Source organism: Rhodococcoides kyotonense, from assembly GCF_001645385.1.
GTDB classification, from domain to species: Bacteria; Actinomycetota; Actinomycetes; order Mycobacteriales; family Mycobacteriaceae; genus Rhodococcoides; species Rhodococcoides kyotonensis_B.
The window spans coordinates 466497-488869 of the sequence record NZ_LVHI01000012.1 but is presented as its reverse complement, the minus strand read 5'-3'; the positions used below and the strand labels follow the sequence as shown (position 1 = coordinate 488869).

General features: G+C 66.4%; 21 protein-coding genes. 7 read left to right on the top strand and 14 right to left on the bottom strand.

Annotated features, from left to right (window positions below; translation table 11 throughout):
- Window positions 1-16: 16 nt before the first annotated feature.
- The 3 genes from A3K89_RS10345 to A3K89_RS10335 are packed head-to-tail and all read right to left on the bottom strand — an operon-like array spanning window position 17 to window position 4143.
- Window positions 17-1216: a lipase family protein gene (locus tag A3K89_RS10345; protein ID WP_068424821.1), complete on the bottom strand. Its 1200-nt coding sequence runs from the start codon at window positions 1214-1216 to the stop codon at window positions 17-19.
- Window positions 1217-1246: 30 nt separating this feature from the next.
- Window positions 1247-2710, bottom strand: coding sequence for an MFS transporter (locus A3K89_RS10340; RefSeq protein WP_254303485.1), 1464 nt, complete (start codon window positions 2708-2710; stop codon window positions 1247-1249).
- A gap of 5 nt (window positions 2711-2715) precedes the next feature.
- Entirely contained in the window at window positions 2716-4143 is a 1428-nt protein-coding gene (locus A3K89_RS10335; protein WP_068424818.1) for a condensation domain-containing protein, read from the bottom strand.
- 236 nt (window positions 4144-4379) lie between these two features.
- On the opposite strand from A3K89_RS10335, the gene A3K89_RS10330 reads away from it, so the two are divergent.
- Genes A3K89_RS10330 through A3K89_RS10320 form a run of 3 tightly spaced genes read left to right on the top strand, consistent with a single transcriptional unit; the run spans window position 4380 to window position 7221 of the window.
- Window positions 4380-5390, top strand: a complete 1011-nt coding sequence (locus A3K89_RS10330) for an alpha/beta hydrolase (protein WP_068424815.1) — start codon at window positions 4380-4382, stop codon at window positions 5388-5390.
- The gene (locus tag A3K89_RS10325) at window positions 5387-6304 is read left to right on the top strand and encodes a glucosyl-3-phosphoglycerate synthase (RefSeq protein ID WP_068426081.1); all 918 of its coding nucleotides are present in this window, start codon (window positions 5387-5389) and stop codon (window positions 6302-6304) included. Before A3K89_RS10330 ends, A3K89_RS10325 begins: the two co-directional genes overlap by 4 nt.
- Before the next feature lie 26 nt (window positions 6305-6330).
- Window positions 6331-7221 carry an oxidoreductase gene (locus A3K89_RS10320; protein WP_068424812.1) on the top strand — a complete coding sequence of 297 codons (891 nt, stop codon included), beginning with the start codon at window positions 6331-6333 and terminating at the stop codon, window positions 7219-7221.
- Window positions 7222-7243: 22 nt separating this feature from the next.
- Here the strand turns inward: A3K89_RS10320 and A3K89_RS10315 are convergent, their stop codons facing one another.
- The 4 genes from A3K89_RS10315 to A3K89_RS10300 all read right to left on the bottom strand — a co-directional run bounded on the left by A3K89_RS10315 (window position 7244) and on the right by A3K89_RS10300 (window position 10239).
- Window positions 7244-8239, bottom strand: a complete 996-nt coding sequence (locus tag A3K89_RS10315) for an NADP-dependent oxidoreductase (RefSeq protein WP_068424809.1) — start codon at window positions 8237-8239, stop codon at window positions 7244-7246.
- Between the two features lie 11 nt (window positions 8240-8250).
- Complete coding sequence (locus A3K89_RS10310) at window positions 8251-8673, bottom strand: organic hydroperoxide resistance protein (protein WP_068424806.1); 423 nt, start codon at window positions 8671-8673, stop codon at window positions 8251-8253.
- Window positions 8674-8682: 9 nt separating this feature from the next.
- Window positions 8683-9120, bottom strand: coding sequence for a MarR family winged helix-turn-helix transcriptional regulator (locus A3K89_RS10305; RefSeq protein WP_068424803.1), 438 nt, complete (start codon window positions 9118-9120; stop codon window positions 8683-8685).
- Window positions 9121-9225: 105 nt separating this feature from the next.
- Window positions 9226-10239 carry an ABC transporter substrate-binding protein gene (locus A3K89_RS10300; RefSeq protein ID WP_068424798.1) on the bottom strand — a complete coding sequence of 338 codons (1014 nt, stop codon included), beginning with the start codon at window positions 10237-10239 and terminating at the stop codon, window positions 9226-9228.
- 334 nt (window positions 10240-10573) lie between these two features.
- Here A3K89_RS10300 and A3K89_RS10295 point away from each other — a divergent pair, with 334 nt between their 5' ends.
- Window positions 10574-11656: a 3-deoxy-7-phosphoheptulonate synthase gene (locus tag A3K89_RS10295; RefSeq protein WP_068424795.1), complete on the top strand. Its 1083-nt coding sequence runs from the start codon at window positions 10574-10576 to the stop codon at window positions 11654-11656.
- A 1-nt stretch (window position 11657) separates the two neighbouring features.
- Here A3K89_RS10295 and A3K89_RS10290 read toward each other — a convergent pair whose 3' ends face one another.
- Window positions 11658-12281, bottom strand: a complete 624-nt coding sequence (locus tag A3K89_RS10290) for an alpha-ketoglutarate-dependent dioxygenase AlkB (protein WP_068426078.1) — start codon at window positions 12279-12281, stop codon at window positions 11658-11660.
- Between the two features lie 82 nt (window positions 12282-12363).
- Between A3K89_RS10290 and A3K89_RS10285 the strand changes: the two genes are divergently transcribed.
- Window positions 12364-12789, top strand: a complete 426-nt coding sequence (locus A3K89_RS10285; RefSeq protein WP_068424792.1) for a VOC family protein — start codon at window positions 12364-12366, stop codon at window positions 12787-12789.
- On the opposite strand, the gene A3K89_RS10280 is transcribed toward A3K89_RS10285, so the two are convergent.
- Together A3K89_RS10280 and A3K89_RS10275 are read right to left on the bottom strand one after the other, a co-directional pair.
- Window positions 12786-13802, bottom strand: coding sequence for an AraC family transcriptional regulator (locus A3K89_RS10280; RefSeq protein ID WP_068424789.1), 1017 nt, complete (start codon window positions 13800-13802; stop codon window positions 12786-12788). The two genes, A3K89_RS10285 and A3K89_RS10280, sit on opposite strands and share 4 nt — an antisense overlap.
- Window positions 13803-13806: 4 nt before the next feature.
- Window positions 13807-14979, bottom strand: a complete 1173-nt coding sequence (locus tag A3K89_RS10275) for a pyridoxal phosphate-dependent aminotransferase (RefSeq protein ID WP_068424786.1) — start codon at window positions 14977-14979, stop codon at window positions 13807-13809.
- A gap of 117 nt (window positions 14980-15096) precedes the next feature.
- Between A3K89_RS10275 and A3K89_RS10270 the strand changes: the two genes are divergently transcribed.
- The gene (locus A3K89_RS10270; RefSeq protein ID WP_068424783.1) at window positions 15097-15684 is read left to right on the top strand and encodes a carboxymuconolactone decarboxylase family protein; all 588 of its coding nucleotides are present in this window, start codon (window positions 15097-15099) and stop codon (window positions 15682-15684) included.
- Here A3K89_RS10270 and A3K89_RS10265 read toward each other — a convergent pair.
- Window positions 15611-16558, bottom strand: a complete 948-nt coding sequence (locus A3K89_RS10265; protein ID WP_068424780.1) for a sigma-70 family RNA polymerase sigma factor — start codon at window positions 16556-16558, stop codon at window positions 15611-15613. The two genes, A3K89_RS10270 and A3K89_RS10265, sit on opposite strands and share 74 nt — an antisense overlap.
- Before the next feature lie 43 nt (window positions 16559-16601).
- On the opposite strand from A3K89_RS10265, the gene A3K89_RS10260 reads away from it, so the two are divergent.
- Complete coding sequence (locus tag A3K89_RS10260) at window positions 16602-17588, top strand: LLM class F420-dependent oxidoreductase (protein ID WP_068426075.1); 987 nt, start codon at window positions 16602-16604, stop codon at window positions 17586-17588.
- On the opposite strand, the gene A3K89_RS10255 is transcribed toward A3K89_RS10260, so the two are convergent.
- The 3 genes from A3K89_RS10255 to A3K89_RS10245 all read right to left on the bottom strand — a co-directional run bounded on the left by A3K89_RS10255 (window position 17589) and on the right by A3K89_RS10245 (window position 22320).
- Window positions 17589-18254 carry a DUF3239 domain-containing protein gene (locus A3K89_RS10255; protein WP_174551400.1) on the bottom strand — a complete coding sequence of 222 codons (666 nt, stop codon included), beginning with the start codon at window positions 18252-18254 and terminating at the stop codon, window positions 17589-17591.
- A 22-nt stretch (window positions 18255-18276) separates the two neighbouring features.
- On the bottom strand, window positions 18277-19932 hold the full coding sequence (locus A3K89_RS10250; RefSeq protein WP_068424777.1) for a DNA repair helicase XPB: 1656 nt from the start codon (window positions 19930-19932) through the stop codon (window positions 18277-18279).
- 117 nt (window positions 19933-20049) lie between these two features.
- On the bottom strand, window positions 20050-22320 hold the full coding sequence (locus A3K89_RS10245; protein WP_068424774.1) for a helicase-associated domain-containing protein: 2271 nt from the start codon (window positions 22318-22320) through the stop codon (window positions 20050-20052).
- Window positions 22321-22373: the final 53 nt, after the last annotated feature.

Genomic DNA, 22373 nt, shown 5'->3' with positions numbered 1-22373 from the left:
GCTCACCCTATCCGCCTCAGCAGTTGGTGGGTGCGGGCTCACCCCGGAAGCGTGCGTCGAGCCACAGGTAGGCCTCGGGGAGACCGACGACCGTCGCCGAGAAATGTTCGGCAGCAGGGTATCCGCGGAACTGAACGGTCGCACCTGCCGCACAGTATCGACCGACCATGTCGCGGACGGGCTGGAACGGCGCGATGAAATCGTTCACACCCTGCCAGACGAACAACGGCGCAGTCGGGACGCCCTCGTGGAACGTCACGCTGTTCTCACGCAGTACTTCCTGTGCACTCGGCGTGTCCGCGAGAGACGCGGCCGTCGTCAGATCTCGCGCGCTGTGGAACGCGCCGTCGATCAGGATGGATCGTCTGCATTCGTTGAACATCTTGTTGCGCAATGCCATTCCCCGGTCGTTCAGGTTCTCGGTGATCGGGAAGCGCTCGGGGTATTCGCGTTCGAGACCGAGCGCGACGGCCATCGCCATACCGAAGCCGGGGTGTGGCTGCGGACTGTAGGCGAGGTTCTGCGCGATCTGTGCGAGATCCGACGGGATTCCGCCCTCGGCGATGCCCGCGATCTTCAATTCCGGTGCGTAACCAGGGGCGATCGCGGCGGCGAACGACGTCGCCAAGCCGCCGCCCGAGTACCCGAGCAGGCCGACTGGCGAATCGGCGAGCGGAAGCTGCTGGAATCGCTGCACCGCGCGCACTCCGTCGAGGGTGATCTGACCGGCCATCCTCGCCGCGCCGTACGCCGCGTTCGGCCCGAGGTAGTCGGGTACCGCAACGGCCCATCCGCGGGCGACCATGCCCAGGTAGACGGCGGGTGCCTCGATCAGTTCGTCGGAGAATAGGCCGTGCGACGGTGCACACTTCGTCCCCAGTGCGTTGACGATCGCCTGATACGAGACGAGGGGCGTTCCTTCCCCTCGGCCGCGCGGCATGAGGACCGTCGTCACGGCGGCGATCGGGTCGCCGGCGGAGTTCGTCGACCGGTACTTGATCTGCCAGATGTCGGTGTTCGGGTATCGCGGACTGTCGGCGCGTCGGGAATCCAGAACGTCGCCCGGGGCCGCGTCGCCGATCGTGGGTGGCGCGGCGTAGAACGCGTCGGGATCGGGGGCCAGTGCAACGGGGTCGGCTGCCGCGGAGGATGCCCCGGCGAGGAGACCGCACACGGCGGCGACGGCGACGAAGACTGCGGTGAGACGAGTACGCACGGTGGTCCTTCTTCTCGGTGGTGACATGGATCAGGCGGAGACGGGAACTGCGGGAGGGCTTTCGACCTTCTTCGGCAGAGCGAGGGCGAGAAGGGCCGAGGCCGCGACGACCGCCGTCAACACGAAGAAGACATGGCGCTGCGCGACGACGTACGGCTGGGCGGACGCCCAGCCGACACTGCCGGGCGGCACCGACGGCGTCAGATCGGACAACTGGTGGAAGAAGAGCAGACCGACCAACGCCAGTCCGACGGCCTGTCCGACCTGCTGCACGGTCGGGATGATCCCCGACGCGGAACCGACCGTGGAGCTGTCGGTGCCGGAGACGATCGTCGTCTGCAGCGGCGCGACGAAGACGCCGATACCCGCGCCGCCGACGAACAACGGAAGGGCAAGAGCGGCGACACTTTTCGCCGTCGACTCGTGGTAGGACAGTGCGGCGAAACACAGGAGCGACACACCGAACAGCACGAAACCGAGCGGCAGCATGCGAGTTCCCATGCGTGCGAACAGTTTCGGCGACAGAACGGAGAACACGGCCGCGCCGAGCGCGAACGGGACCGTCACGACGCCGGTACGCACGGGGGACAGTTCGAGGCCGAATTGCAGACTGAGCGACACGGTGAAGAAGAAGCCGGTGAACGATCCGAACATCAGGATCGACAGCGCACACCCGATCGCGAACGTTCGACGACGGAACAGCTCGAGTCGAAGCATCGGCTCGTGATCCATTCGAGACCAGCGCTTCTCGTGTACGACGAACAGAGCGCAGAAGGCCATGGATGCGACGACCGAGAGCACTGTCGGCAGCGACCAGCCGTGCCGGTAGCTGTGCGTCAACGGATAGACGAGCAGCACCAGGCCCAGCGTGGAGAGGGCGACTCCGCGCAGATCCAACCGCGGCAACGTGGCCGGCCTCGCGTCGGACAGGCTCGACGCGGCGAGCGCCAGGGCCGTCAGACCGATCGGCGCGTTGACGAAGAACACCGTGCGCCAACCCCATTGAAGAAGATCGAGCGACACCAGAACTCCACCGATCGACGGCCCGAGAACGGCTGCACCACCCGCCGTCGCGCCGTACATCGCGAACACGACGCTGTGACGCTCGCGTGGAAACGACGACGCGATCACCGCGACGGTCTGGCCGGACACCAGACCGCCCGCGATGCCCTGGATCACGCGCGCCGCGACGAGTAGCTCCGGTGACCCGGCCAATCCGCACAGGATCGACGCCGCGACGAAACCGGCCATCCCGCAGACGAACACGGTTCGGCGACCGATCAGTCCACCGAGCCAGGCCCCGGTCAGCAACGTGCACGCGAACGCGAGCGTGTACGACGACACGATCAATGCCTGCGCGCTGGCATCGGCTTCGATGTCGTCGGCGATGGACGGCAGGGCGACATTGACGATCGTGACGTCGATCATCAGCATGAACACCGCCATCAGGCATGCGCACAGCCTGCGGTACGCGATGTGACGAGTCGACGTCACGACGATTACGCGGTCCTTCCCGACACCGCGTCGGCGAACGAATAGTCACCGGTGCGGGCCACGGACAGGAAGACGTCGCCGATGGCCGCGAAGTAGCGATCGATGGACCGACGCGCGACGTCGGTGCCGGGAAACATGAACGTCGCGCCGGTGTGGTTCTCGAACCGGTTGATCCACATGTAGACCTCGTCGGAGCTGCCCTGGTTGCCGAACAGGCCGCCGTTGACGCTGGACACGATGTCGGCGCCGGGAAGTTTGCGCACGTCGACGTAGGAGATCATCGGTGCGGACCAGCCCGGTTGCGTCGTGATGCCGCTGTCGGGCGTGACCAGCTCGAGTACGCGGTGGTAGGAGACGTTGGACAGCAGCTTGCCGGACTCGAAGGCGCGCTGCGCAACTCCCGCGAGATGGGAGAAGGTCAACGTTCCGGACACGGTGAAATGCACGGGGATGAGGCTGGAGAACCAGCCGATGGCGCCGAACTCGCCGGGCGTCGTGCGGGTGCTCTTCGGGGTCAGGCCCAGGTAGTTCTTCTTGCCGACCAACTCGTACTCGGCGATCGCTGCGGCGGCGAAGATCCCGCCGGTGATCTTGGCGCCTGCGCGCTCGCAGGCCTCGTCGAAGGCATCCGCGAGTTCCTTGTCGAACAGCGGGAAGTCCCGCACTTCCGAGCGTGTGTACTTCTCGGCGTGCGCGTCGAGCGGTAGCGCGAAGGTCGGGAGGTCGCCGCCGTTCTCTCGGACCAGGTCGATCCACGTGCGAACCTCGTGCGACCGGGACGTCAGCTGGGCACTCGCCTCGCGTTCGCGAGTGCAGTACTCGAGGTAACTGCCCAGGCACGGCTGCACGTTCAGGGTGCCTGCGGCCGCCTCGGTGTAGAGCGTGCGGAGTTCGAAGAACGTCAGTGCCTGCGAGATTCCGTCGGTGTTCAGATGATCGACCGCGGCATAGACGGTGAACGTGTCCCCGTGATCGATGACGCCGAACGAGAAGCAATCCCAGCTCGTCGGGCCAGGAGTGGTGTCCTGGACATGCTGCCGCAGGGCTTCCTGGTCGTCGAACTCACCGACGTCGGTCGGCGCGAGCTCGACGAACTCGGGATCGGTGACGTGGCGCACCACACCGTGTTCGTCGGTGTGGAACCAGCTCGCGAACGTGTCGTGCTTACGCAGGAAGCCGTTGACGGCCTGCGTCATCGCATCCGCGTTCAGCGGTTCGAAGATGTCGAACGTGACGAGGCACAAACGGGAGAAACGAAAGCCCGAGTCACGGTTTCGGTACGCGGACTTCAGATACTCCTCCTGGATGTGCGACGGCGGCACCGGGTGCGGCGGCGCGGCGTGCACGCGAGCGATGCATTCGGGGGTCGGCTTCCACGTCGTCACGTGTCCGGGTACGGGGTTCCAATCACCGATGAGTCCGAAGCTGACCACGCGACATCCTTCTTTCCGTATGCGATGTGCAGACACTGTGCGCAGCAGAACGCCCGCACGCCGTCCATGATGGGGCCGAGACTTCGTCGCAGGCACGTGTTCGGCCTTGTGAATGGCCCCAAACATGAGCGCGCCTTGTGAAGGGGCCCAAAGGATCGCGTCGTCCCTCACCGACATCTGACAGACTTGCCGTCCGGCGACGGTCCTGTTGCCGAGTCCGACATAGCATTTCGCAAATGCCGTATCGCACTGTCGCGTCGTCGTTTCTTGCCGTGGCCGCGGCATGCATCTGTGCGTTCGCGTACGGAATGCCCTCCACCGCAGCACCTTCCGACGTCGTGTACGTGGTCGACGCCGCATCCGTCTCCGACCGCACCACGTCGCTGCAGGTCTACTCGCCGTCGATGGACCGCCCCGTCGACCTCACCGTGTTCCGTGCCGCGAACCCCGACATCCCCGCTCCCACGCTGTATCTCCTCAACGGCGCGGCAGGCGGATACGGCGGCAGCAGCTGGTTCGACCGCACCGACATACCGGCGTTCTTCGGTGACAAGCAGGTCAACGTCGTCGTGCCCACCGGTGGGGCCGCGAGCTACTACACCGACTGGCAACACGACGACCCTGTCCTCGGGCGCAACAAGTGGTCGACGTTCCTCGCCGAGGAACTGCCTCCCGTCGTCGACGCCGAATTCTCCGGTAACGGGATCAACGCCATCGCCGGCATCTCGATGGCGGGAACGTCGGTGTTGCAGCTGGCGATCGAACATCCAGGGCTTTATCGCGGGGCCGCGTCGTACAGCGGGTGTGCGATGACGTCGGACCCGCTCGGCCGGGCGTACGTGAAGTCGGTCGTCGAAATGCGCGGCCGCGGAAACACTCTCAACATGTGGGGGCCGGATTCGGATCCTTCGTGGGTGGAACACGACGCGTTCGTGCACGCCGAGAAGCTTCGTGGCACGGCCCTGTACGTCTCGAGCGGGTCGGGACTGCCGGGACCGCTCGACACGATCGACGGCCCGGACATCGCAGGCAATCCGGCCAAGCTCGCCGAGCAACTCGCCGTCGGCGCGCTCATCGAGAGGGCGACCGACGTGTGCTCGCGGCAGTTGCAGACGAGGCTCGAGTCGCTCGGTATCCCGGCGACCTACAACCTGCGCGATTCCGGAACGCACTCGTGGGGCTATTGGCAACAGGACATGCACGACTCGTGGCCGTTGCTCGCGTCGGCGATGGGGGTGTCGCAGTGAGCCCGGGGGTGCTCCGGCATTCGTGGCGGACGCCGGACTGGTCCGTGGCCGAGCTCGTCGACGCCAAGTTCGACCGGACCGTGTCGGTCGTACTGCCCGCTCTGAACGAGGAGGCGACGGTGGGCGGCGTCGTCGAATCGATCGTGCCGTTGCTCGGAACCCTCGTCGACGAGCTGGTCGTCGTCGATTCGGGATCGGTCGACGCCACCGCGGCGGAGGCGCGACGCGCGGGCGCGCGGGTCGTCACGCGAGAGGAAGCGTTCCCCGGGCTCGCTCCGCGCCCCGGCAAGGGCGAGGTGCTGTGGCGATCGCTCGCGGCGACGACGGGTGACGTCGTCGTGTTCGTCGACTCCGACCTCGTCGATCCCAGCCCCCTATTCGTGCCGTCGCTCCTCGGGCCGTTGCTCCTCGGAAGTCGTGTGCAGCTCGTCAAGGGGTTCTATCGACGGCCGCTGCGTGTCGACGGCGTCGCGACCGAGCAGGGCGGCGGCCGCGTCACCGAACTGGTGGCTCGGCCCCTTCTGACCGCGTTGCGGCCCGAACTCGCCGGCGTGTTGCAGCCCTTGGGCGGTGAATATGCGGCGACGCGTGAGCTGCTCGCGGCAATACCGTTCGCGCCGGGCTACGGCGTCGAGATCGGCATTCTGCTCGACACCTACGACAGACTCGGCGTCGACGCGATAGGCCAGGTCGACCTCGGTGTGCGAGAGCACCGCAATCGTCCGTCGTCCGAACTCGCGATGATGAGCCGTCAGATCATGGCCACGATGTTCGGCCGGCTCGGAATCCCCGACTCGACGCAGGAACACAGGGTGTTCGGCCTCGGCGACGACCCGTTCCACGCGGTCACCTCGCCGCTGATGACGGACGACCGGCCGCCGATGAATCACGCGTCCGCAATCGCATCACGCTGATGCTTGGTGGGCCTTAGGCTCGGGCAATGACCTCCGACCCCGCCTGGACTGCGTCCGACATTCCCGATCTGACCGGGCGGCGCTTCATCGTCACCGGGGCGAACAGCGGATTGGGTGAAGTGACCGCGCGGGCGCTCGGAAAGGCGGGCGCCGACGTCGTACTCGCGTGTCGAGACACGAACAAAGGCGACGCCGTCGCGCGGAGCATCGGACCGCGGGCGCACGTGCGTCGACTGGATCTGGCAGACCTCGAGTCCGTGCGGGAGTTCGCGCACACGGTCGACACCGTCGACGTTCTGATCAACAATGCGGGCGTGATGGCGGTGCCGAACCGACGAACCGTCGACGGTTTCGAGATGCAGTTCGGCACCAACCATCTCGGCCATTTCGCGTTGACGGGTCTGCTGCTGCCCCGCATCACCGATCGCGTCGTGACGATGTCGAGCGGTCTGCACCAGATCGGCCGAATTCACCTGGACGATCCGAACTACGACCGACGGCCCTACCGGCGGTGGGGAGCGTACGGACAATCCAAACTGGCGAATCTGATGTTCGCATTGGAACTCGACCGGCGCCTGGCTGCAAGCGGATCATCGGTGAAATCGCTTGCCGCTCATCCGGGTTACGCGCGGACGAATTTGCAGTCGCACACCGAAACGGTCTACGACAAGGTCATGGGCATCGGAAACCTGGTCGCGCAGAGTGCGGAGAGGGGTGCGCTCCCGGAGCTCTACGCCGCGACGTCGCCCGAGGTGACGAGCGGGTTGTACATCGGCCCGGACGGGCCGTTCGAACTGCGTGGCTACCCGACGATCGTGGGATACGCTGCGCGAGCACGTGATCGAGCCGTCGCGGCCGGGCTGTGGGAGAAATCGGAGGCGCTGACCGGCGTCACCTATCGGTGGCGCGACGAGTGACCGCCGCGCCACCGGTTTCACATCAGATGGTGACGACCATCTTTCCGGTGTTCTCACCGCGGAGAAGTCCGATGAACGCCTTCGGCGCATTCTCGAGACCGTCGACGACGGTCTCGTCCCACTGGACGGAGCCGTCGGCGAGCCACGTCGCCATCTTCTCGGCGAACTCACCCGACAGCTGGCGGTAGGAACCGACGATGAAGCCCTTCAGCGTCAGTTCCTTGCCGATCGCGAGCGCGAGGTTGCGCGGAGCGGGTGTCGGCTCCGTCGCGTTGTACTGAGAGATCGCTCCGCACAACGCGAATCGCGCGTACGTGTTGGCCGACGCGATGGCCGCTTCCAGATGATCGCCGCCGACGTTGTCGAAGTAGACGTCGATGCCGTCCGGAGCTGACTGCGCGAGTTGCTCTTTCACGGACCCGTCGTGATAGTCGAACGCGGCGTCGAAGCCGAGTTCCTGGAGGCGTCGCACCTTCTCGGGTGAACCGGCGCTGCCGATGACGCGGCCCGCGCCCAGTGCTTTCGCGATCTGTCCGACGAGCGAACCGACCGCTCCGGCTGCGCCGGACACGAATACGGTATCGCCTTCCTTGAACTGTGCGACGGCGGTGAGTCCCGCGTACGCGGTCAGACCGGTCAGGCCGAGTGCGCCGAGGTAGGCCGACGCCTTCGCCTTGTCCAGATCGATTTTCTTCGCCGAGGACGCGTCGACGATCGCGACGTCGCGCCAGCCCTTGCCGTGCGAGACGGCGTCGCCGACAGCAAAAGCGTCGGAACGGGTTTCGACGACCTCACCGACCGCGCCGCCGTCGAGAGGCGCATCCAACTGGAACGGCGGGACGTAGGACTTGACGTCGTTCATGCGGCCGCGCATGTACGGATCGACCGACATGACGGTGTTGCGCACGAGGATCTGACCGTCCTCGAGCGCCGGTAGTTCGGTGGTGACAGTGCGGAAGTTGTCCGGCACCGGCTCGCCCTTGGGGCGGGACGCGAGATGAATCTCGGTGGCCTGCATGGAAATACCTCCTAGTCCTCGGTCACCGTGACGGTGACGTCGATGTTGCCGCGGGTGGCGTTGGAGTACGGGCACACCTGATGTGCCTTGTCGGCCAGCGCCTGTGCCTCGTCGCGGCTGAGATTCGGCAGCGTCACCTCGAGAGTGACCTCGAGCTGGAAGCCGCCTGCGTCGTTCGGGCCGATGCCGACGCGCGCGCCGACGGCCGAATCCGTGACGTCGGCCTTGTCCTGACGCGCGACCAACTGCAGCGCCGAGTGGAAGCACGCCGCGTATCCGGCCGCGAACAGCTGCTCCGGGTTGGTGCCCTGGCCGCTGCCACCCATGGCCTCCGGGATCGCGAGGTCGAGGTCGAGCCGCCCGTCGGAGGTGCGTGCGTGACCGTTGCGGCCTTCACCGGTGGCCAGAGCTTCTGCGGTGTAGATGGTCTTCATCTTCGGTGGTTACCCTTCCGTGTCGTGAAGCGCGTCGGTCAGCTTGACCAGCGCGTCTCGGAGATGTTCGAGGTCGGCGACGGTCATACCCGTCTTGCCTGCGAGCTGTTTGGGGATGTCGACGGCGTGGGCACGCAAGGCGCGGCCGGACTCCGTCAGATGGATCTCGACGCGACGCTCGTCCGTGGTGAGGCGTCGCCGTTCGACGAATCCGAGAGCTTCGAGCCGCTTGAGCAGCGGTGAGAGTGTGCCGGTGTCGAGATCGAGTTCGGTGCAGATCTCGCGGACGCCTCGGCCGTCCTTCTCCCACAGCACCAACAGCACGAGGTACTGCGGATACGTGACGCCCATGCGCTCGAGCATCGGGCGATACACCGCGGTGGTAGCCCGCGATGCGGAGTACAACGCGAAGCACACCTGGCGATCGAGTGCGAGTTCGTTGGTCACGTCCTGAACGGTAGTGCACGTTTATGTTGTGCGCAACCTATATGCGGCTGCGCCGCCCGTGCGCGAATAGTTGGAGCGGAGACCAACTATCCGCGCACGGGTGCGTCAGCGCAGCGATTCCTCGAGACCGTCGAGCACGAGCGTCGCCGCGGTGGGTCCCGCGTTGAGGTACCACGGATCGTCCTCGACCGAAACGATGTGGCCTTCGGTCGACGCGCTCATTCCGGTCCACAGTGGGTTGGTCGTGTACTGGTCCGCCCGTGAGCCGGCGTCGGACGTCTGACTCCCGACGAAAACCCGATCTGCGTCGGCCGATTGGATCTCTTCCTCGCTGAAGTCCTGAGACGTCTTGTCGAACTGCTGGCTCTCCGGACGCGCGAGATTCGCGTCCCATGCGATGTAGCCGACGAACGACGCCACGCCGAACACACGAGCGCGGTCGGCGGTGAACCGCACGAACGACACCGTGGGCGACCCTTGAACGGAGTTGCCGAAGTCGTGTGCGCGCGTGGTGAATTCGTCGAGGAACGACTGTGCCTGCTGGGTTCGGCCGAGTGCGTCGGCGAGAAGGAGGAAGTCCTGCTTCCAGTTGACGCCGGTGCCCTCGGTGAGCACAGTCGGCGCAATGGCCGACAGGGTCTCGTAATTCTCCTCGGACCCAGCTTCGTTCGCGAGGATCAGGTCGGGTTGCAGGGCCGCGATGGCTTCGAGGTCAGGAGACTGGCGATGTCCGACGTCGACGAAATCGGCCATCTGCGAGGCGTATTGGGGAAATTCGCGCGCGAGGTAGTCCGGAACCAGCGCGGCGCCGTCGCCGTATGCGACACCGGTCGGTACGACACCCAACGTGAGGACGGAGTCGAGTTGGCCTGTCGCTATGACGACGATGCGCTTCGGCTCCGAGGGGATTTCGGTGCTTCCACCGAAGTGGCCGACCGTGCGCGGGAAGACGCCGTCGTCGACGCCGGGGGAGCCCATACCGTCCGGGACGCCGGTGGGACCGGGTGCGATGGTGGTGGTAGGTGCCGAGCTGCTGGTGGCGGCTGGTTCTGTGCTGCCGCAGGCGGCCACGAGGGTGACGGTGGCGGCGAGGGCCAGGAGTAGTGGTGCGCGTTTCACGGTGCCTCTTCGTGCGGAGATCGGGTGCAAGGTGAGGTAACGCTACCCTTCGGCTTCGTACGTGCGCGCGAATGTATAGCCGGCTGTACATTCGCGCGCACGACATCGGATGCCCTGAAAGCCCCCATGACGCGGTTGTCGACGGAAGCCGTCGGGGGTCGTGCTACGGTCTGTTCCATGCAGCGCGCATATTTTTGGTTTAGCAGGCCGGCCCCGGGTGGGTCAGCCAGCGACGCCATGCGCTGAGATTCCCACCCCACGAGCCGGATGCAGACCGGCTCGACGTGTGCGTGGAGCTCCCCGAGAGTCGGTCTGAGAAACAGAAAGATTTCTCATGACTATCGACATCACCCCCGCTGGTACCGACCTCGACGAACAGCGGACCATCAGCATCAGCCCATTGGTCGCGCCGTCGTTGTTGCGCCGCGAACATGCAGCGGACGACGCGGTGTCGGCGACGGTTCGCCGTGGTCGCGACGGCGTCGTCGACATCCTCGACGGCCGCGACGACCGGCTGATCGTCGTCGTCGGACCGTGCTCGGTGCACGACACCACGGCCGCGATGGACTACGCCCGCAGGCTGGCGGAGAAGGCCACCGAGCTCGGCGACCGCCTGCACATCGTCATGCGGGTTTACTTCGAGAAGCCGCGTACGACGCTGGGCTGGAAGGGCCTCATCAACGACCCGCACCTCGACGGTTCGTTCGACATCAACGAGGGTCTGCGCGTCGGCCGTCAGCTTCTGGTGGACATCTCGGCGCTCGGACTGCCCGTGGGCTGCGAATTCCTCGACCCGATCACGCCGCAGTACATCGCGGACCTGGTCAGCTACGGCGCCATCGGTGCCCGCACCGCCGCGAGTCAGGTGCACCGCCAGCTCTGCAGCGCGCTGTCGATGCCGGTCGGCATCAAGAACTCCACCGAGGGCGACATCCAGGTCGCGGTCGACGGAACCCGCGCGGCCGCGTCGAGCCACGTCTTCCCGGGAACCGACCTCGACGGCCAGGCCGCTCTGATCCGCACGACGGGTAACCCGGACTGCCACGTCATCCTGCGCGGCGGCACCGACGGACCGAACTACGACGCGGAATCGGTCGCCGAGACCGTCACTCGCCTGCGGAAGTCGAACCTGCCGGAGCGTGTCGTCATCGACGCCAGCCACGGCAACAGCCGCAAGGATCACAACAAGCAGGTCGACGTGGTCACCGACGTCGCGCGACGCCTCGGCGAGGGAGAGCACGGCATCGTCGGCGTCATGCTCGAAAGCTTCCTCGTTGCGGGCCGTCAGGATCTGACGCTCGGGCACAAGGAGGAACTGACGTACGGACAGTCCATCACCGACGCGTGCCTCGACTGGGACACCACGGCAACACAATTGGACGCTCTCGCCGACGCAGTGACGCGCAGGCGCGGCTAGTTCAGCGCACCCCGCGCGGCCGGAACTGCACGCTGACGCGTGGGCCGGTCGCGCGGGTGCTCTTGGGTACCGCGTGCTCCCACGTGCGTTGGCACGAGCCGCCCATGACGATCAGATCGCCGTGTCCGAGAGTGAATTTCAGCGACGTGCCGCCGCCGCGCGGCCGCAGCATCAACTGCCGCGTCGCGCCGAGGGAGAGGATGGCGACCATCGTGTCCTCGGTGGCGCTACGGCCGATGTCGTCCCCGTGCCAGGCGACGCTGTCGGATCCGTCTCGGTAGTAACACAATCCGGCGGTCGCGAACGGTTCGCCGAGTTCGCTGCGGTACTGCGCGTCCAGCGCACTCTTCGCCTCCATCAACGCAGGATCCGGCCAACGTTCGTGCTCGCCGTAGAACCGCACGAGCCTGGGAACGTCGACCACCCGGTCGTACATCTGGCGTCGTTCGGCCCGCCAGTCGACCCCGGCGATTAGCCTGTCGAACAGGTCGATCGAACCGGCCCACCCGGGACGGACGTCGACCCAGGCGCCGCGGGTCAGTGTTCGCCGGGTCACCGACGACCCGAGTGGGCCGAAATCGGTGTCGGTGTCGGTGAACAGTGAGCCCTGCAGTTCCACGCTCATGTCGGCCACCCTAGCGCGATTCGAACGTATGTTCCAGTGAAAACTCGGCGCATGTGTCCGATCGGTTGTCTATGGTGTCCGCATGGCATACGACGTACAGGTCACGATCGATTGCGCACAGCCTCATGAGCAGGCGAAATGGTGGGCGGAAACGCTGGGGTGGCAGGTCGAGCCCACCGACGGGAACTTCATTCGAGGGCTGGTCGAGAAGGGGCACGCCCGAGAGGAGGACACCGTCGTCTTCGAAGGAAACCTGGTGTGGAAGATCGGGGCCGCGATCGCGAACCCCGACAACCCCGACGGTCCGCGGATACTGTTCCAATCCGTTCCGGAGCCGAAGACGGTCAAGAATCGCCAGCACCTCGACGTGCGCGTCGGTGACGACCGCGAAGCCGTCGCGGAGAAGCTCGGCGCACGGGGCGCGCGGATTCTCCATCGTGGTTCGCAGGGACCGTTCGACTGGATCACGATGGCCGACCCCGAGGGCAACGAGTTCTGCTTGACCTAGCGATACGAACCCGGTGTCTGGCCCGTCCATCGTTTGAACGCGCGACGGAACGCCGACGGCTCGGAGAAGCCGAGCCTGCTCGAGATGTCGTCGACGGAGTCACCACGGCTCAGGCCCGACACCGCCGCGTCGCGCAGAACTTCCTCGCGAATCTGGTTGACCGACGTGCCTTCCTGCCGCAGGAGGCGTCGGAGATGCGCGGTGCTGACGGACAGCATCTCCGCGATGTCGTCCGTCCCCGGGGCCTGCCCGTGCAATCCGAGCTCGAGGGCCCTGCGGACCTGCGACGACGCGGTGCTGTCGTAGTCACGAGCAGTGAACAGCAGGGTCGGTGATTCGCGAAGGTACTCCGCCAGCGTCTCCTCGGTCTGGACGATCGGTGCCCGCATCGCAGAGTTGTCGAATTCGAGCGCCGCCGCGGGCGCGCCGAACGTCACGCGGGTGCCGAACATACGGTCGTACAACTTGCCGGTCGCCGGATCGCTCATCTCGTACGGCAATTCGACGGCATGGAGCTTCACACGTCCACCGATGAGCCAGGCTGCGAAGCGATGGACGAGCACCATGCGGAAGTCGGTGAGCAGTTGGCCTGCAGCGGCCCTGGCCGCTACCGGGAGGTGGCTGTTGTCCGCCGGGGGAATCGTGAGCCGCGTCGACGTCTCGCCCCGGGTGATTCCCATGGGCGGCATGCCCGAGAGCACACGCGTCGTCTCGGCCATGCGTACGAGAGCCGTCGACAGGTCGGGACAGTGGATGAGCGTCAGGCAGATGACGCGAAAACTGCCGCGGCGCATCGGAGTACTGGCCAGTCCGAACAATTCGTCGTCCGTGATCTGCCATGCCGCCTGCGTGAACAAGGTGACCTGTTCGGCGGTCAGTCTGCCGTTCGGGTCGTCGAGCGTGTCGTGCCCGATGCCTGCGATCGACATCGGATAGGCGAGGTCGACGCCCCCGCTCTCGGCCAGCGACACGGCTTTGGCGACGAAGCCGGCCGGGATTGTGCGGGCGCTCATCGGGTCACAGGTTCAGCAGTCTGTCGGCTGCCTCGGCGAGAACCTCGTCCTTCTTGCAGAAGGCGAAGCGCACCAACGTCTTCCACGGTTCCGGATGATCGACGAACGCCGACACGGGTACGGCGGCGACGCCGATCCGATCGGGGAGCGTGCGGCAGAACGCGATGGCGTCGGTCTCTCCGATTCCGGCGACGTCGGCGCAGACGAAATACGTTCCGCTACTGGACTTCACGTCGAAGCCGGCTTTGGTCAACGCCGACGACAACACGTCACGCTTCGACTGTAGGTCGACGCGCAGGTTCTCCACCCACGCGGATTCGTGGTTCAGTGCGTGCGCCACCGCAGGTTGGAACGGTGTGCCGCCGACGAAGGTCAAGAACTGCTTGGCGGCGCGCACCGCGTCGATCAGCACCCGCGGGCCGAGTGCCCAACCCGTCTTCCACCCCGTGGCGTTGAAAGTCTTCGCCGCACTCGACACGGTGACGGTGCGCTCGAACATTCCGGGCAGCGACGCAAGGGGCAGGTGGCTGTGTCCGTCGAACGTCAACCGTTCGTACACCTCGTCGGTCAGCACGAGAAGATCGTGCTCACAAGCGATTTCGGCAATCCGCGTCAGTTCCTCGTGGCTCAGCACGGTCCCGGTCGGGTTGTGCGGAGTGTTGACGATCAGCAGTTTCGTGTTCGGTCCGATCGCACGCTCGAGCGCATCCAGATCCAGTGCGAAGCCGCTCCCGTCGGCAACGAGCGGCACGGTCGTCCGGCGAGCCCCGGCGAGAGCCACGGCTGCAGCGTACGAGTCGTAGTACGGCTCGATCAGCACCACCTCCTCGCCCGGCTCCACCAGACCCAGAACGGTCGCGGCGATGCCCTCCGTCGCGCCGACCGTCACGAGCACCTCGCTCGCCGGGTCGTAGTCGACGTCCAAGCGCCGCTTCCGGTCCGCAGCGATGGCCTCACGCAGAACCGGCAGCCCAGGACCGGGCGAGTACTGATTCAAGCCGTCGGCGATCGCCCGTTCCGCCGTCGCCAGCATCGACGCGGGCCCGTCGGTATCGGGAAAACCCTGGCCGAGATTGACGGCGTTCTTCTCGAGAGCCAGCGCCGTCATCTCGGCGAAAATCGTGGATCCGAACGGGCGTAGGCGTTCGACGGTCCGGCTCGAATGCTCCGCGCTCATCACAGCAGCTTATCCGTGTCATTCCTGCAGGCTCCACTCCCGGCCCCTCCGGCGTCACATTTTCGTCGCCCGACTCGTCCGAGGCTATGTATGCAGCAACCACCCACAGGAGAAGTCATGACCAGAATTCCACCCGTCATCCCACAGGACGCGTCGCTGCCGGTGCGGCTGACGTACAAGGCTGCGGCACGAATGTTCGGCGAGGTTCCCGAGCCGTTCGCGGTGTTCGCGCACCATCCGAAACTGTTCTTCGCATCTGCGGTCAGCGAACTGGCCGCCGACAAGGCGTCGAATACGCTTCCGGTGAGCGTGCGCGAGCTGGCCGTCTATCGCACCGCGTGGACGCTCGGATGTTCGTGGTGCGTCGACTTCGGCGTCATGATCCAGCGTCTCGACGGTCTCGACGTCGACCGTCTACGCGAGATCGGCGAGTACGAGACGTCGTCGAAGTACACCGACGACGAGCGCGCTGCGATCGCCTATGCCGACGCGATGACGTCGACGCCGATCGACGTCACGGACGAGATGGTGGCCGATCTGGAACGACGCTTCGGCCGGGCAGGAGTCGTCGAACTGACCTATCAGATCGGCCTCGAGAACATGAGGGCGCGGATCAACAGCTCGCTCGGCATCACCGAGCAGGGTTTCGGCTCGGGGGACGCGTGTCGGGTTCCGTGGAAGGAAGCGACCGAGTCACACCTTTGAGCTTGGCCGGATTCGCGAAGTCGTACGACGCCCACACCAGACCGTCCCGGACCGTGAATCCGCCTGCTCTGGCCGGGAATCCGCGCTCGCCGGACACGCCGTGCGAGTAGTACCCGAGCTGACCGTTGACCGACGCCGGAACCATCGACAGCAGTGTGTCGGGGCCGTACTTCGCGATCAAGCCGAGGAAGAAGCGCGCGCACTTGTCGGGGCCGTGCACGATCTGCACCGCGGTCCGCGTCGTGCCACCGCTGTCGCCGATCGTGCGACAGTCCGGATGCAGCGCAGCGACGACGCGATCGAGGTCGCCCGTCGCCAAGGCCGTCATGAATCGGGTGACAGCGATGTCGTGCTCGGCGTCGGGGACGGGGACCGGCGCGTGGTCGACCTGCTTGCGGGCGCGCGACGCCAACTGCCGGGCAGCGGCCGGTGTCACGTCCAGAACCGACGCGATGGCGTCGAACGGGACGGAGAAGCCGTCGTGCAGAACGAACGCGACCCGCTGCGCGGGCGAGAGCGTGTCGAGCACGACGAGGGCCGCGAGCCGCGTGTCCTCCGTTCTGACGACGACGTCGAGCGGGTCGTCGCCTGGTGCGCTTGCAGTAGACACGATCGGTTCGGGAAGCCATTGTCCGACATAGCTTTCGCGTCGAGATGCGGCCGACTTCAGTCGATCGAGACAGATACGGCCGACGACGGTGGTGAGCCAGGCACGAAGATCGTCGATGGAGTCCGATTCGGCCGAGGACAACCTGATCCAGCTCTCCTGCACCGCGTCCTCGGCGTCGACAACGCTTCCGGTCACGCGGTAGCCGACCGCCAACAGGTGGTTTCGATGCGTCTGAAAGCGTTCGACGAGCGAGCTGGTGCTCATGGACGAGCAGTCTATTACCGAGCTGCTCGGTACGATTCGAAGCATGCGATTCGGACTGTTCATTCCTCAAGGCTGGCGACTCGATCTCGTCGACATCGATCCTTCGAACCAGTGGGAGGTGATGCGCACCCTGGCGACGGCTGCCGACTCCGGCCCGTGGGAGTCGCTGTGGGTCTACGACCACTTCCACACGGTCCCCGAGCCCACCGAGGAGGCGACGCACGAGGCGTGGACACTGATGTCCGCGTTCGCGGCGTCGACGTCGCGTATCCGGCTCGGTCAGATGTGCACCGCCATGGCCTACCGCAACCCTGCTTACCTTGCGAAAGTCGCCGCTACCGTGGATCTCGTGTCCGGTGGACGCGTCGAGATGGGAATCGGCGCAGGGTGGTACGAGCACGAGTGGCGTGCGTACGGGTACGGCTTTCCGAAGGCGGGTGATCGCCTCGGGGCGCTCGACGAGGGTGTGCAGATCTTCAAGCAGGCTTGGGAGACGGGCTCGGCGACGCTCGACGGTACGTACTACCAGGTCGACGGCGCGCGTGTATGGCCGAAGCCGTTGCAGGACGGCGGAATTCCGCTGTGGATTGCAGGCGGCGGTGAGAAGGTGACGCTGAAGATCGCGGCGAAGTACGCGAACTACACCAACTTCGACGGCACTCTCGAAGGATTCACGCGCAAGTCCGAGCTGCTCGAAGGCCACTGCCGCACGCTCGGCCGCGACTTCGACGCCATCGTTCGCTCGGCCAACTACAACGTCGCGATCGGTTCCAGCGAGGCCGAGGTGCAGGATCGGCTGAAGCAGCTCGAGGAGCGTCTTGCCAAGCACGTGGGTGCGGAGAAGGCGGACGCTGCCCTCGGCGCGTTCCGCGGATTGCCCGGCGTAGGAACGCCCGAGCAGATCGTCGAGAACCTCACCGCGTTGAAGGAGAAGGGCCTCGGCTACGGCATCTTCTACTTCCCCGAAGCGGCCTACGACCGCTCCGGCATCGAACTCTTCGAGCGCGAGGTCATTCCAGCACTGAGCTGATCAGAGGTCGTCGGGAAGGTCGTGCGGGTCGACGAGCAACTGCTGGTTGTCGGCCTCACGCACCTTCGCCGACAGACCGATGTTCGCGACGAGCAAGGCCCATTCTTCGTCGGAGATCTCGGCCGTCGCGCGCGCGATGATCGTCTTGTCGGTGGTTCCCCATGCGATCGGCATGGGAGACACCATCTGCCAGGTGTCGCCGATCGTGTTCTTGTTGCGGTCGGCGAGCACCGAAATCGACGGAACCAGTTCGCCTTCCACCAATTCGTGGCCGGGAAGTGTTCGAATGCTGCGGGTGACCAGTGCGAAGTGACGCGTGTCCGCGTCGGGTTTCGCGATGTCGACGAGCGCCAGCAACGTCACACCGCGCGCCCGCTTCTCCGCGATGACCGCCGGCACGAGGCCGCCCTTCGCGTAGAGGTCTTCGACGGTGCCGACCTTGCGCGGGGCCCAGACCGTGACCCACAGCGACGTCGCCGCAGTGATCAAGAACACCGCGCCGAGGATGTACGACCACGGGTGTGCCATCCAGAAGAACCAGATCCCGGCGCCGATCAGCACCACCGCGGTCACGATGGCCGACACGCGAAGCCTGCGTACGTCGGCCATCGTCTCGTTCACCGACTTGGCGTGGGCTACGTCGACAGGAAACTGGAATTGGCGCACACGCCCATTATTAGCACGTCTGTCAGATCGCGGGACCGAGCATGTCGTCGGCGTCCGTGATGCGGTAGGCGTACCCCTGCTCGGCCAGGAAACGCTGGCGGTGTGCGGCGTACTCCGCGTCGAGCGTGTCCCGGGAGACGACGGAGTAGAAGTGCGCCTGTCCGCCGTCGTGTTTCGGCCGCAGCAGTCGTCCGAGGCGCTGCGCCTCTTCTTGCCGCGATCCGAACGTGCCCGAAACCTGCACTGCCACAGACGCTTCCGGTAGATCGATCGAGAAGTTGGCCACCTTGCTGACCACCAACGTCTGGATCTCGCCGCGGCGGAACGCGTCGAACAGCTGCTCTCGTTCCTTGTTTCTCGTCGACCCCTGGATCACCGGCGCGTTCAGCGCCTCACCGAGCTCCTCGAGCTGGTCGAGATAAGCGCCGATCACCAACGTGGGTGCGTCCTCGTGCTTGGCGAGAATCGACTTCACGACGGCGATCTTGGTGTGGGCCGTCGAGCACAGCTTGTAGCGCTCTTCCGGCTCGGCGACGGCGTAGGCCATACGCTCGGCGTCCGTCAGCGTGACCCGGACCTCGATGCACTCCGCGGGCGCGATCCAGCCCTGCGCCTCGATGTCCTTCCACGGCGCGTCGTACCGCTTGGGGCCGATGAGCGAGAAGACGTCGCCCTCGCGGCCGTCCTCACGCACGAGCGTCGCGGTGAGTCCGAGGCGTCGACGCGACTGCAGGTCGGCCGTCATACGGAAGACCGGCGCGGGCAGCAGATGGACCTCGTCGTAGATGACCAGGCCCCAGTCGCGGGAGTCGAACAACTCCAGGTGCTTGTATTCACCCTTGGTTCGACGCGTGATCACCTGGTACGTCGCGATCGTGACCGGGCGGATCTCCTTGCGCTCGCCCGAGTATTCGCCGATCTCGTCCTCGGTCAGCGACGTGCGCGCGATCAGCTCGCGCTTCCACTGCCTGCCGGCGACGGTATTGGTGACGAGGATGAGCGTCGTCGCCTTCGCCTTGGCCATCGCGGCAGCTCCGACCATCGTCTTGCCCGCGCCGCAGGGGAGCACGACGACGCCACTGCCGCCCGCCCAGAACGAGTCGGCCGCCATCTCCTGGTAGTCGCGCAGCGACCAGTGGCCGCCTTCCTGGTCGAGATCGATCGGGTGCGCTTCGCCGTCGACGTAACCGGCGAGGTCCTCGGCGGGCCAGCCGATCTTCAGCAGCATCTGCTTGAGGTGACCGCGCTCGCTCGGGTGGACGATGACGGTGTCGTCGTCGACTTTGGCGCCGAGCATGGGCGCGATCTTCTTGTGACGCATGACCTCGGTCAGCACGGCACGGTCGAGGCTGACGAGCGACAGCCCGTGGGCCGGGTTCTTGACCAGCTGCAGACGGCCGTAGCGGGCCATCGTGTCGACGATGTCGACGAGCAGCGGCTGCGGGACCGCGTAGCGCGAGTAGTTGACCAGTGCGTCGACGACCTGTTCGGCGTCGTGACCGGCCGCGCGCGCGTTCCACAGCGCGAGGGGCGTGATGCGATACGTGTGGACGTGCTCGGGCGCGCGTTCGAGCTCCGCGAACGGCGCGATGGCGCCGCGGGCTTCGCCTGCCTGCGGGTGGTCGATCTCGAGCAACAGCGTCTTGTCGGACTGGACGATGAGGGGTCCGTCGGTCACCGATTCCTCCTACGGAAAGTGCGCAATTCTTCCATTGTCCACACGAGGCGGCTTCCGCGCACGTGAGCGCGAATGTATAGCCGGCTGTACATTCGCGCGCACGTGCGGCGCAGCCGCCTACTCCACGAGCGCCACCGACGTGATGCGGTGCAGAGTGAATCGCCGGACAACCCCGGTTGCCGGGTCGAACGCGTCGAGCTGCCCGCCGCCGACGCTCACCGGGTCCACGACGCGTTGCGACGCGACACCTTGGGCGTCGACGTACCCGATGGACACGCTGCGACGCACCTTGACGGCCGTTTGCAGCAGGGCCATCGTCGCCGACCCGGTCGCGCGGGTGCCGTCGGAGCGAACGGTCTTGCCGCCCGCCGATGCTGCCCGCTCCCCGGCGCGCAGCTCGGTGACGAGCCGTCCGAGTTGTTCCTCGGTCGGGACCGCCTGGTTCCGGTACGTCGGACGGTGCCGACGCGCGGACACGCGGGCGCCGTGGGTACGCAGGTCGACGATGGCACCGCTCGCGTCCTCACCGGCAGGCGCGAACCCGGCCGCGGACAGCACGGCCAGGACCTCGGCCAGCGGCGCCTGCGAGATCGCCACCGTCGGGGCAAGTCCGCGCAGCGCCAACTGCTCGGATGCCGGCGACTTCAGCACCTCGGCCAGCAGCGCCGGGTCCTCGCACCGCACGAACGACGACGCCACACCCGCGCGCAACCGCCCGTGCCTGCGGGCGACGTCGTCGATCAGATAGGTCAGGCCCTGCGGCACCGGCGTGCGCGAGTGCACCTCGAAGAGCGAGTGCAGTTCGGATGCGGACATTCCGACGTCGAGTGCGCGGCGCAGGCTGTCGTCGGTGATGCGGTACATCGTCGCGGCACCTGCGGATTCGACGTCGGCGACGAGGTCGATGCGGTCCGACAACTCCGGTTCGAGCGGTCCGGGCGCGACGAGGGTGAGGTCGGCCTGCACCAGCACGTAGTCGATCGGGGTGGGGAGCGCGTCGCGCATCTCCGCTTCCGCGTCGCCGCCGTGCAGCAGCGCCTTGCCGGGTGTCGACAGTGCCCCGCGCGCGACGATGCTCAGTGCCGTCGCCTCGGCGAGCATGCGGGAGACCGGCCGCGGTGAGAACCGGGCCGCCGACCGGGGACGACGCCACGCCAGGCCGCGCGAGATGTCGATCTCACCCGCTGCCACACCCGTTCCCAGGTCGGCCAGGTACTCGAGGATGGTCCGCCGGTCACGCGGCGCGGCGGGGGACCGCACTTCGTCGGACAGTGCGGCGACAGGCTTGTCGCTCGGATCACGCATCCCGATCAGCCACGGCGCGCGCTGCAGATCGAGCCACGCCGACGCGAGCGTGTGCCACTTGGCGGCGGTGGTGCCGTTCGTCCATGCGTCGACGGCCGACGTCGGTGCCCAGTAGTCCTCACCGGAATCGTTCGGTGGCAGCGGGTCCGGGGTGCCGCTCGAGATGAGCGACGCGGCCGCGAGCAATTCGACGAGCAGTCCGACGCGGGTGTCGTCGAGCCCGGTGACTTTAGCGATGCGTTTGATCTCGCGGACACCGAGGCCACCGGCCTTCAGTGCCGGAGCCGGGGTGTCGGACAACGCCTGCACGACGGCCCCGCAGTGCCGAATCAGTTCGAGTGCCTCGCCTGCTGCAGCGGCGTTGACGTCGGCCGCGGTCAATTTGCTGGTCGCGGGCTTCGGAGGTGTCAGCGACGTCGGATCGGAGACGGGTTCGCCGCGCAACGTCTGTCCGACCTGGTGCGGCAGTTCGACGGTCTGCTCGTCGAGCCAGATCAGCAGACCCGCGCGCAGGAGTTTCTGCACCGGCCGATCGGGGGGAGTGTCGGGTGCTGCGTCCCTCGTCCTGCCGGTGGGCGACGACCTTGCCAGCGTCTCGAGCAGGCTACGTTCGCTGTCGTCCAGTTCGGCGAGCGCTGCGGTGATCTGCTCGGCGGTGAGCTGCTCGGTGGCGTCGAGAATGCGACCGACACGCCAGGGCACGGCGTCACGAGCGGCAGGAACCATGCGCAGCGACGTCGTGCCCCAGACGAGTGCACGTTCGCGCAACGACGTGAGTGCGCGGTCGACGGCCTTGCCCGTGGCTCGTTTGGCGATGATCGCGTCGAGCTGGGCCCGCGTGACCGGCATTTCGTGAGCGCCCTCGATGGCGAGCATCTCGAGAATCGTCAGCGTGAGAGTGTCCAGCGTGTCCGCGGCGCGCAGGATCGAGGCTCGCTGTTCGGCACGCCCGGCGAGCACCCCGATGGTCGACGGCGGCGGCACGGTCAGGTCCGGCCGCAGCGTCAGGGTGGTGACGAGCTCGGTGTCGGTACGGGATCTCAGCCACGCCGCGAGGTCCGAAGCCACTGCTGTATCGGTCATTGCTTTACAGATTAGAGACCTGGGCTGGTGTACGGCGCGTCGCAGGTGTCAAA